This is a genomic window from Cyanobacteriota bacterium (genome assembly GCA_025054735.1).
GTDB lineage: Bacteria > Cyanobacteriota > Cyanobacteriia > SKYG9 > SKYG9 > SKYG9.
On record JANWZG010000009.1, the window covers coordinates 1 to 8,899 of the forward strand.

General features: G+C 53.6%; 8 protein-coding genes and 1 pseudogene. 4 read left to right on the top strand and 5 right to left on the bottom strand.

What is annotated here, in order from left to right; translation table 11 throughout:
- From NZ772_00985 to NZ772_00995, 3 genes are all read left to right on the top strand, one after another.
- Positions 1-1,231 (top strand): efflux RND transporter permease subunit (locus NZ772_00985; GenBank protein MCS6812142.1); only part of this gene is annotated, 1,231 nt, incomplete at its 5' end.
- A 12-nt stretch (positions 1,232-1,243) separates the two neighbouring features.
- A complete protein-coding gene (locus NZ772_00990; protein MCS6812143.1) occupies positions 1,244-1,747 on the top strand; it encodes a DUF1643 domain-containing protein in 504 nt (167 codons plus the stop codon).
- 71 nt (positions 1,748-1,818) lie between these two features.
- Entirely contained in the window at positions 1,819-2,310 is a 492-nt protein-coding gene (locus NZ772_00995; GenBank protein ID MCS6812144.1) for a YraN family protein, read from the top strand.
- Positions 2,311-2,338: 28 nt separating this feature from the next.
- Here the strand turns inward: NZ772_00995 and NZ772_01000 are convergent, their stop codons facing one another.
- From NZ772_01000 to NZ772_01020, 5 genes and pseudogenes are all read right to left on the bottom strand, one after another.
- Complete coding sequence (locus NZ772_01000) at positions 2,339-2,608, bottom strand: DUF1361 domain-containing protein (GenBank protein ID MCS6812145.1); 270 nt, start codon at positions 2,606-2,608, stop codon at positions 2,339-2,341.
- Between the two features lie 20 nt (positions 2,609-2,628).
- On the bottom strand, positions 2,629-3,690 hold the full coding sequence (locus NZ772_01005; GenBank protein ID MCS6812146.1) for a tetratricopeptide repeat protein: 1,062 nt from the start codon (positions 3,688-3,690) through the stop codon (positions 2,629-2,631).
- Positions 3,647-5,006: pseudogene (locus NZ772_01010) on the bottom strand (P-loop NTPase fold protein). Before NZ772_01010 ends, NZ772_01005 begins: the two are co-directional and overlap by 44 nt.
- Before the next feature lie 421 nt (positions 5,007-5,427).
- A complete protein-coding gene (aspS, locus tag NZ772_01015) occupies positions 5,428-7,224 on the bottom strand; it encodes an aspartate--tRNA ligase (protein MCS6812147.1) in 1,797 nt (598 codons plus the stop codon).
- Positions 7,225-7,321: 97 nt separating this feature from the next.
- Positions 7,322-8,068, bottom strand: coding sequence for a hypothetical protein (locus tag NZ772_01020; GenBank protein MCS6812148.1), 747 nt, complete (start codon positions 8,066-8,068; stop codon positions 7,322-7,324).
- Between NZ772_01020 and NZ772_01025 the strand changes: the two genes are divergently transcribed.
- Positions 8,067-8,899, top strand: an 833-nt coding sequence (locus NZ772_01025; GenBank protein ID MCS6812149.1) for a hypothetical protein, incomplete at its 3' end; no start/stop codon positions are given. The two genes, NZ772_01020 and NZ772_01025, sit on opposite strands and share 2 nt — an antisense overlap.

Here is an 8,899-nt window from a genome sequence, read left to right on the forward strand (position 1 = left end):
TGGTGCCATGGGTGAAACCTTGGGCAAGTTTCTTAGTGCTGCTGCCCAAAATCCGCAACTGTCTCGACTGCGCCCAACATTTAATGCCAATACTCCCCAAATCTCGGTAGAGGTCGATCGGGTTAAGGCCAACGCTCTACAAGTTTCCCCTCAAGATATTTTCAATACCTTGCAGATTTTCCTTGGCTCCACCTATGTCAACGATTTCAACCAGTTTGAGCGCACCTACCGAGTGTATGTGCAAGCAGACCAGAGGTTTCGTGCCAATCCTGAAGACATCAACAAGCTGTATGTTCGATCGCGGCGGGGTGAGATGATCGCCCTCAGCAATCTAGTCACGGTGAAGCAGACCATTGGCCCCTCTATCATTAGCCACTACAATCTGTTCCGCTCCATTGAGATTACTGGCGCTGCTGCACCTGGTGTCAGTTCTGGGCAAGCGATTAAAGCGATGGAATCGATCGCCAAGCAAGTATTACCTAGGGGCTTTGGCTTCCAATGGTCAGGACTATCTCTAGAGGAGGTCGAGTCTGGCGGACAGGCTATCTTGATCTTTGGCTTGGGGGTTGTCTTTGTGTACCTCACCCTAGCCGCCCAATACGAAAGCTATATTGACCCGTTAGTCATCATGCTGACCGTGCCTCTGGCCATCTTAGGGGCGTTGTTTGCAGTGCTGGTGCGGGGCTTAACCAATGATGTATACACCCAAATTGGCTTTGTTATGTTGATTGGGATGGCGAGTAAAAATGCCATTTTGATCGTGGAATTTGCCAATCAACTGCGGGCTGAGGGTTGGCCAATTACAAAGGCAGTGGTTGAAGCCTGTAGAGAACGATTACGGCCTATTTTGATGACTGCCATTTCTACCATCATTGGTGCTGTGCCGCTGTTTATTGCCTCTGGGGCAGGGGCAGCCGCCCGTCGATCACTGGGCACTACTATCATTGGGGGCATGGGCATTGCGACTCTCCTAAGTTTGTTTGTGGTTCCTGTCTTGTATATTGTGATCAAGTCGGCTGAAGCCCGCTTCTATGAGCGTCGCCAACTCGCGGCAACTGTAGCCATGGATGTTACAGGCCACGCCTATACCAATGACCACTATGGCGACAATGGTTACTACAACGGAACTAGCAGTAGCAAAATTTCCTCCACAGACCACCAGTATCCTGATCTCAGCAATAAAGCCGATGCTAAATCCAGCAGAGCTAGTGATCACAGTTACCCCGATTGAGCACCCTTGACCATGCAGCAGGATGCTCAGTTCGACTCTACAGGACAGTATCGCTATAGCCTGTGGCGACAGTGGAATGCCGAGGGCGATCGCCTAGTTTTTATCATGCTGAATCCCAGCACTGCCGATGCTCAGCACAATGACCCCACCATTCGTCGCTGTCTAGGGTTTGCCCGGCGATGGGGCTATGGCTGCTTGGTGACGGTCAACCTGTTTGCCTACCGCACGCCCTATCCTCACCATCTCTGCCGGGTTCCTGACCCCGTGGGGCCAGAGACCGATCGCTATCTGCTTCAGGCCGTGCATCAGGCCGATCGGGTGATTGCTGCTTGGGGGAATGCAGGTCAGCTCTGGCGCGATCGGGTGTGCCACGTGCTGCACTTAGTTACACCTAACATCCCCCTGTGGTGCCTAGGACTCACAACCCTTGGACAACCACGCCACCCCCTCTACGCCAAAGCTGACTCAGTTCCTATTCCTTGGGATGGGAGGATAGGGACTAGCCCCAGTCGTTGACGATCGCCGATCGCGGTAAGCTGAATTAACTGCCAAATTCTACCCAGCATACCGTGAGCCGTATCCACAACATGACCAAAACCACCAAAGACCTAGGCAAATTAGGGGAAGATTTAGTGGCCCGTTGGCTAGTGGATCAAAGTTGGCAGGTTGTAGCCCAAGGCTGGCACTGTCGTTGGGGTGAGTTAGATATCGTTGCTCACCACGCGGCAGACGCAACCCTAGCCTTTGTGGAAGTCAAAACCCGCAGCCGGGGCAACTGGGATATGGATGGCCTGTTAGCCATCACCCCACAAAAACAGCAAAAGCTGTGGCAGGCAGCCCAGCTATTTCTGGCAGACTATCCTGACCTGGTAACCTCGGCCTGTCGCTTTGATGTAGCCCTAGTACACTGTCGGCCTATACCTGTGCCCTCTGCATCAACACGATCGCCCCTCCTATCGGTAATCACCAATCCAACACCGATGCAACTAGGGCAGCTTCAGCTAGGGCAGCCCGTGGATTACCATGGCTATCGTCTCGTCCTACAGGATTACATCATCGCTGCATTTGATAGTATTTGAGCAACCTATGGCTAGCAAAGAACCTAGCCTACTCTAGGCCATCAATCCCCAGTGGGGAGTAGCGCACACGCAACACCAACCCTAGGGTGATTTGTTTTGCAATCCAGTACAAGCTAGCCAAAATCAAGCATGTGACCACCATAACTAAGACAGAGCGCTGACTGGTCAGGTCATCTAGGGTGCTGATCAGGACATTGCCAGGGTCAGTGACTAAATCCCAACTGTGGAAGCGGCGAAATCTACCCAAATAGATGCCGATCGCGCATAGGGTATGGGTTGCCAACTCAGACCAATGAATGTAGCGATCGTGCTACGCCGCTAGGCATCCGTTGCTCCGCCATCCCCTGCCAACTGTGCCAACATTGCCTGGGTGAGGGGATGATCGGAGAGTTCCCCCGCCTGCCCCGCCACCACCGCTGCTTGCAGACAGGTACGGAAATTGTTCCGCACTGTTTGGGTGCTGGGATGGTCTTGCCCCAACACCTGAAGCAAAATCTCCAGACTACGGACATAGCGGGGTTCCGCCTCGGCGTAGCGCCCCAGGGCACGGTACAACTCAGCCAGATTGTTACTGGCCTTGGCTACCCCTAGGTTGTTCCCTAGGGTTTGGTAAAGCTGGAGTGCCTCTTGGTATGCCTGCTCGGCCCTGGGGTAGTCGAGATGAGATTTATAAGCCTGCCCCAGTTGGTGCAGCAGGTCGGCGCGGCTGGGGCTGGGGCTGCGATACTCTTGCAGCAGGCGATGCAACAGGTCAAACCGTTCGGGGGCGACGGGCAACAGCCGCTGGGTGTTGGCAATGGGCACTAGGGCAGACAGAGCTTGGTCGGGGGGAGGCAGGTCACTAGGCAGGCGCACCTCCATGGATTTCCAGGCCCAGACATCGGGTGCAAACTGGGCAAAGCGAGTAACAGCATAGCTGGGCAGCCAAAACAGCACAGGATAGGGGAGTTGGCGGGCATAGGTGTCGCGGGCAAAGTTAAAGTTGCTAAGCAGGGGGGGATGGTCGCCGTAGCCGCCGATCGCCCGTTCTAGCCCTGTCAGCAGCAACACCGGCTTTTTCTCTGGCACCAGAGGCACCTGCTTAAGGGCAGTGGTGATGGCATCGAGTAGGTAGCGCAGGTCAGGCTGGTCAAGGTGCAGGAGCACCCACTGGATGTGGGCAGTGTCAGCCCGGTGGGTCAAGGCTTGGATGGCTAGGGTGCGATCGCGCTCCAGATCAACCTCCACGATGCCCACGGTAAACCCCTCCGATAGGTCGGCAAACAGGGCAATCTTGTCCAGCGCCTTGGCATGACGGGCAACAAAGGCTGGCTCCAGCATGGCTAGCTCAGCCAGATCACTGGGATTGGGTGAGGGCAGCGAGGGCTTGTTGGAAAGCATTGATGTTCAAAACGGTAGGATGGGGATAGTTCCAGCGTTGCTGACCGTTATATTCCAGCACGGCGGTGTTAAACAGGGTTTGTTGGCCAATGTCATCATTGGTTGCTCGTTTGGTGCGATAGGTTGCGGCAATCGCGGGGTAGTGGGCAGCGGGAATTTGCCGCTCAAAACTAAACTGCAATTGCTTGATGGCATAGTCCACATCATCGGTTTGCAGGGTCGAGTGTCCCCGTCCGATCGCTGTTAGGCAAGCTTCTCGCATCATCTGCATCAGGTGGCGCACATGCCCCTCCACTGGCTTTGATCATCTGGTACAGTTCCTGCTCCGAGGCAAAGATTTTAGAGGTGTCCATGCGCCGTTCTAGCAAATTAACCAAGGCTTGCAGCCCAGCCTCGTTGTAGTCGAGGCGATCGGCGGTTTGGGCAAACTCGTAGATGTTGACCATCGGCACAATGGTGGGTCTGTCAAAATCGGTGCCAATTCCCCGTGGTGAGTAGAGGGTAGAAATGGGGACAGTGTAGACAATGGTGCAGCGCAGTTCTTGCACCTGAGCCGCATAGTCAAAAAATAGACGATTGGCCACATGGGGCGGGCAGCGATCCAGGTTATCCAGGATGATTAAAATTCCCTTGTACTCAGGATATTTCTACCGCAGCTTGCGGGTGCAATCATCCAGCAACAGATTGACATTAAACTTCAGCCGAGAAAAATCCTGTTCTAGGTCGCGGCGAATTGTGGTTTTGGTTTTGGCACCCCCCTTAATCTGGGAGGTGAGTTTTGCCAGCAGCTTAGCCAAAAATGGGATAGGAAACGGACTCTCGCCCCCCAAGGTCACTTCACCTTCGATGGCGATCGAGCTTTCTACAGATTTCTCCGTTTCTTGGGTCACCTCGGCAAACCAGCCTGCAATGTTATCCAAAATATCCTGGGCAACCCGGATCCCCAACCGCCGCATTTCATACTCCACATACTAGGCAATCAGCAGGTACAAATCGACATATTCCACATCGTTAATATCCGTCACCTCATCGGCTTCCAGATAAACCACATGGTAGAAGCGCTTCCAGTCACGCTCCAGCAGATGCAGTTCTGTGCTTTTGCCACAACCCCGGTGCCCCGTAAACAAAATCGTGCTATGTTCCTCTGGCTCCTGCAAATCTAGCTGAGAGGTGATGTTCATCATTGCCTCAGTCTTGCGGGCATCGCCAAGCTGCACATAGTAGCGATCGAGGTCATCCCCCTCCAGAGGTTTTAGATCACAGAGGCGATAGGCTGCACGCAGATTGGTAGCTCGCTCAGCGGGCAATGAACCCATAACATAGCACTTGTAAGGAATGCAATGCTATTCAGTATAGCCTAAACCCAGTTACCACCTGATCAACTAACCATCCCTTGGTCTGGGGTTGGTCTAGATTCAGCAGGGTATAGGGATACTGGTTCCTAATCTGTAGGAATTCCAAGTAGCAATGAGACAGTAAGCAGTACATTTGTTCTGGAGAGCAACACCTTTTTGTGAAGGTACTGGCAACTTGCACCGTCCCGTCAGTATCCGCCCCCACCCTTGTATAGTCATTCCAGGTTAGCAGAGACGTTCGCAGCTACTCTCCCTCACTTTGGGAGAAGGAGGGTTGGGGTAAGGGCAACTGTTTCAAGCTAGGTTGAAACGGCCATATCTTGCTCTCTTCCCCAGCTAGGGGTCAAAAACCCCCCATCCACAGACACCGACCAGGGTTACATCAAGTCCCCTTAGCCTTGGGTTTATAGGTGGAAGCAACATAAAGTTCCTTTAACTGCTGCGGATCTACGTCAGAGGGAGCATTGGTCAACAGACAGCGAGCTTGCTGGGTTTTGGGGAAGGCGATCGCATCCCGAATCGACTCTTCCCCCGCTAGCAGCATGACCCAGCGATCGATCCCGTAGGCAATACCGCCGTGAGGGGGGGCACCATACTCAAAGGCTTCTAAGAAAAACCCAAACTTATCTTGAGCTTCCTCAGGCGAGAGGCCAATTAGCTCAAACACTTGGGTCTGTAGCTCTGGCTGGTGGATACGGACACTGCCACCGGCTGCCTCAAAACCGTTGAACACCAAATCATAGGCTAGGGAGCGAGCAGTCTTGAGGTCGTCAACATCTTCTGGGTAGGGAGCTGAGAAGGGGTTATGGGCAGCATCGAGGCGCTTTTCCTCTGGAATCCATTCAAACATAGGAAAGTCTACTACCCACAGCAGGTTAATGGCCTCTGGGTCAATTAAGCCTAGTTCTCGTCCCAAGCACTGCCGTAGGCGATCCAGCGTTTTGTTAACCGTTGCCTTGTCACCTGCTCCAAACAACAGCAAGTGTCCAGCCTGTGCCCCCGTTCGTTGCAAGATTGCCTGCTTCTGGGCATCCGTCAGATTGTCTTTAATAGCGCCGATCGTGTCAATCTCGCCATCTGCACGCACGCGAATGTAGGCCAGACCCTTGGCTCCCATATCCGTAGCTTCTTTGAACAGGTCTCCACCCGGTTTAATGCGCACATTTGACACCAGATCGTTGCCACCAGGTATGGGCAAAATCTTAACAATGCCGCCCTTGGCCACAGCTTCTGCAAACACCTTGAAGCCAGAGTCTTTGACCACATCAGACACATCCACCAACTCTAGCCCAAAGCGCGTATCAGGCTTGTCAGAGCCATAGCGATCCATAGCTTCTTGGTAAGTCAGCCGGGGAAAGGGACGGGGATAGTCAATGCCCTTTAGGGTTTTCAGCAGATGGCAGACCAAGCCCTCATTCAGCGCCAAGATTTCATCCCGCGTCATGAAGCTCATTTCCATATCCAACTGGGTGAATTCTGGCTGACGATCGGCACGCAAGTCTTCATCCCGAAAACAGCGAGCAATTTGGTAATAGCGATCGACCCCCGCAATCATGAGAATCTGCTTGAACAGTTGGGGCGACTGGGGCAAGGCAAACCATTCGCTAGGATTCACCCGCGAGGGCACCAAATAGTCTCGCGCTCCCTCTGGAGTAGACTTGGTAAGGATGGGGGTTTCCACCTCTATGAACCCTTCTACGTCCTCCAGATAGCGACGGATGGCCTTAACCAGCTCATGGCGCAGTTTTAGATTTTGGCTCATGCGCTCTCGCCGCAGGTCTAGGTAGCGGTAACGCAGGCGCAACTCTTCCCGCACGGGTTCTGCTTCAGCACTCGATACCTGAAAAGGCAACTGACGGCGAACGCTGTTCAACACTTCGATGTAATCGGCGTAGATTTCCACCTCGCCCGTAGCCAGTTTAGGGTTTAGGGACTCGTCTGGTCGTTGGGTAACTCGTCCTATTACCTTGACCACGTATTCGTTGCGCAAGGATTCAGCCAGGTGGTAAGAGTCAGGGGTGCGGTTGGGATCGCTGACAATTTGGACGATGCCCGACCGATCCCGCAGGTCGAGAAAAATTACTCCACCGTGATCTCGGCGACGATCAACCCACCCAAACAAGGTAACGGTTTCACCAATGTGCTCGGCATTGAGTTGACCACAATAGTAGGTACGCATGGCTTCGAGAGATATCCAAATCGGCAGAGTTAACTAGCCTATTCTACTGGTTGCCAGTGGTTCTTTTCATGGCTATCGTCACCAAGATATCACCTTGTCACAGCCGACAAGCACCACACCAAGTTTTCGTGATCAGGCGATCGGCTTGGAAGACTGCCGTAGCTGTACCCTGAGACGTTCTCCAGCTATAGACCACCATGGGAGCACCCTCAGCCGTCTGGGTACGCATTTGTTCCTGCCCTGGATGCCCGAAGATGGCTTGGGCTGCTTTTAGGGTCATGCCAGACTCTAGACGGTTGAAGGCCGTTGCCATGGTGGTGCTGGTAACCACAGGCATGGGCGATGAGGTTGTCAGGACAGCATTGGGATCACTGACTACTAGGGGATTAGGACTGGGGGGCGTAATTTCAGAATGCCGAAGTCCAGAGATTTTGGCAACCAGTCGATCGTTAATGAAATAAAGGGTGACGTCTCCGTTCTGGAACTGCCACTGATAGGCGGTTTGCACACCTGAGGCTACGGTCTGGCGATTTAGGGCGCGATCAGGCTGGCCAATTTGCTTCACCACAGCAGTCAGCGTCATCCCTGAAGCCAGCGCTTCATAGTTCTGGGCATCCAGCGATCGCTCTCGATTGCTAGTGGGAACCGCCGAGGGTAGGGTAATACCAGTGTCTTGGTTGCTAGAGGTGGGGGTGCTGTTGGTCGCCGGTTGAGAAACTGGGGCATTGCTGGTCGGCTGGTCAGCACAGTAGGCCACTCCACTGCGCAGATCAATCCGAACATTGGTGCAGTCTAGGGTTTGGCTGTGGGCAATCGATAGGGTGAGCTGGGGAACCAGCGCCATGAGCAATCCCAACCATAGCAGCCAGCAAACCTTAGCAGGACGAGAGTTCAGGGCAAATGTTTTGGAGTGTTGCATTATTAACATAACCCTTGGACACTTAGGCATAGTCACCCTACAGTGGTATCACACCTTAGTTGAAATGAGACGGTTTATGCAGAGTAGCAACCGCTTGGTTCTGTGGCAACAGGTCTGGGGACTAGCAGCAGTGCAGGGGGCAATTTCTCTTTGCTGGTTGTTGTATCGGCTATATCTCCCCCAGCTTCTAGTACAGTTTGGCCTGTCACCGGGTTTGGAGCGTCCCCTCTTGATTGTGGAAGACATGATTGCGACAGCCATAGAGCCTGTGATGGGAGGCTTGTCCGATCGCGCCCAATATTGGCTAGGCAGTCGCTTTCCTTTGATTGCTATGGGGGTCATTGCAGCCGCCTCGCTGTTCATTAGCATTCCAGCAATCGTCCTCCTAGGGCAACCCTCCCGATTTCTTCAGATTACGTTGCTGATTGTACTGGTAGGCTGGGCACTAGCCATGGCATCATTCCGTAGCCCCGTCACTTGTCTACTAGGCATCTACGCTACGGTTACTACTCTGCCGCAGGCGGCAAGTATCCTCACCCTGACTGGCAGTTTAGTAGGAGCACTGCGCCCACTAGCTTCCAGCATGATTCTGGGTTTGGGGCCAGCGCTTACCTTTACCATCGGCTCTGTTAGCCTATTAGCTGCCTCTGCTGTGCTCCGGGCCGTCCATCCACCTTTTATGACCACCCCAAGTGAGACATCCCATGCAGACTCAGCTAGTTCTCCGCGATCGCTACCCAGCCCTATGCCGTGGCT

Excerpts from the sequence above, each read along its gene's own strand:
- NZ772_00990 (MCS6812143.1), top strand. The coding sequence starts at position 1,244 with ATGCAGCAGGATGCTCAGTTCGACTCTACAGGACAGTATCGCTATAGC.
- NZ772_00995 (MCS6812144.1), top strand. The coding sequence starts at position 1,819 with ATGACCAAAACCACCAAAGACCTAGGCAAATTAGGGGAAGATTTAGTG.
- NZ772_01020 (MCS6812148.1), bottom strand. The coding sequence starts at position 8,068 with ATGGCGCTGGTTCCCCAGCTCACCCTATCGATTGCCCACAGCCAAACC.
- aspS (MCS6812147.1), bottom strand. The coding sequence starts at position 7,224 with ATGCGTACCTACTATTGTGGTCAACTCAATGCCGAGCACATTGGTGAA.
- NZ772_01005 (MCS6812146.1), bottom strand. The coding sequence starts at position 3,690 with ATGCTTTCCAACAAGCCCTCGCTGCCCTCACCCAATCCCAGTGATCTG.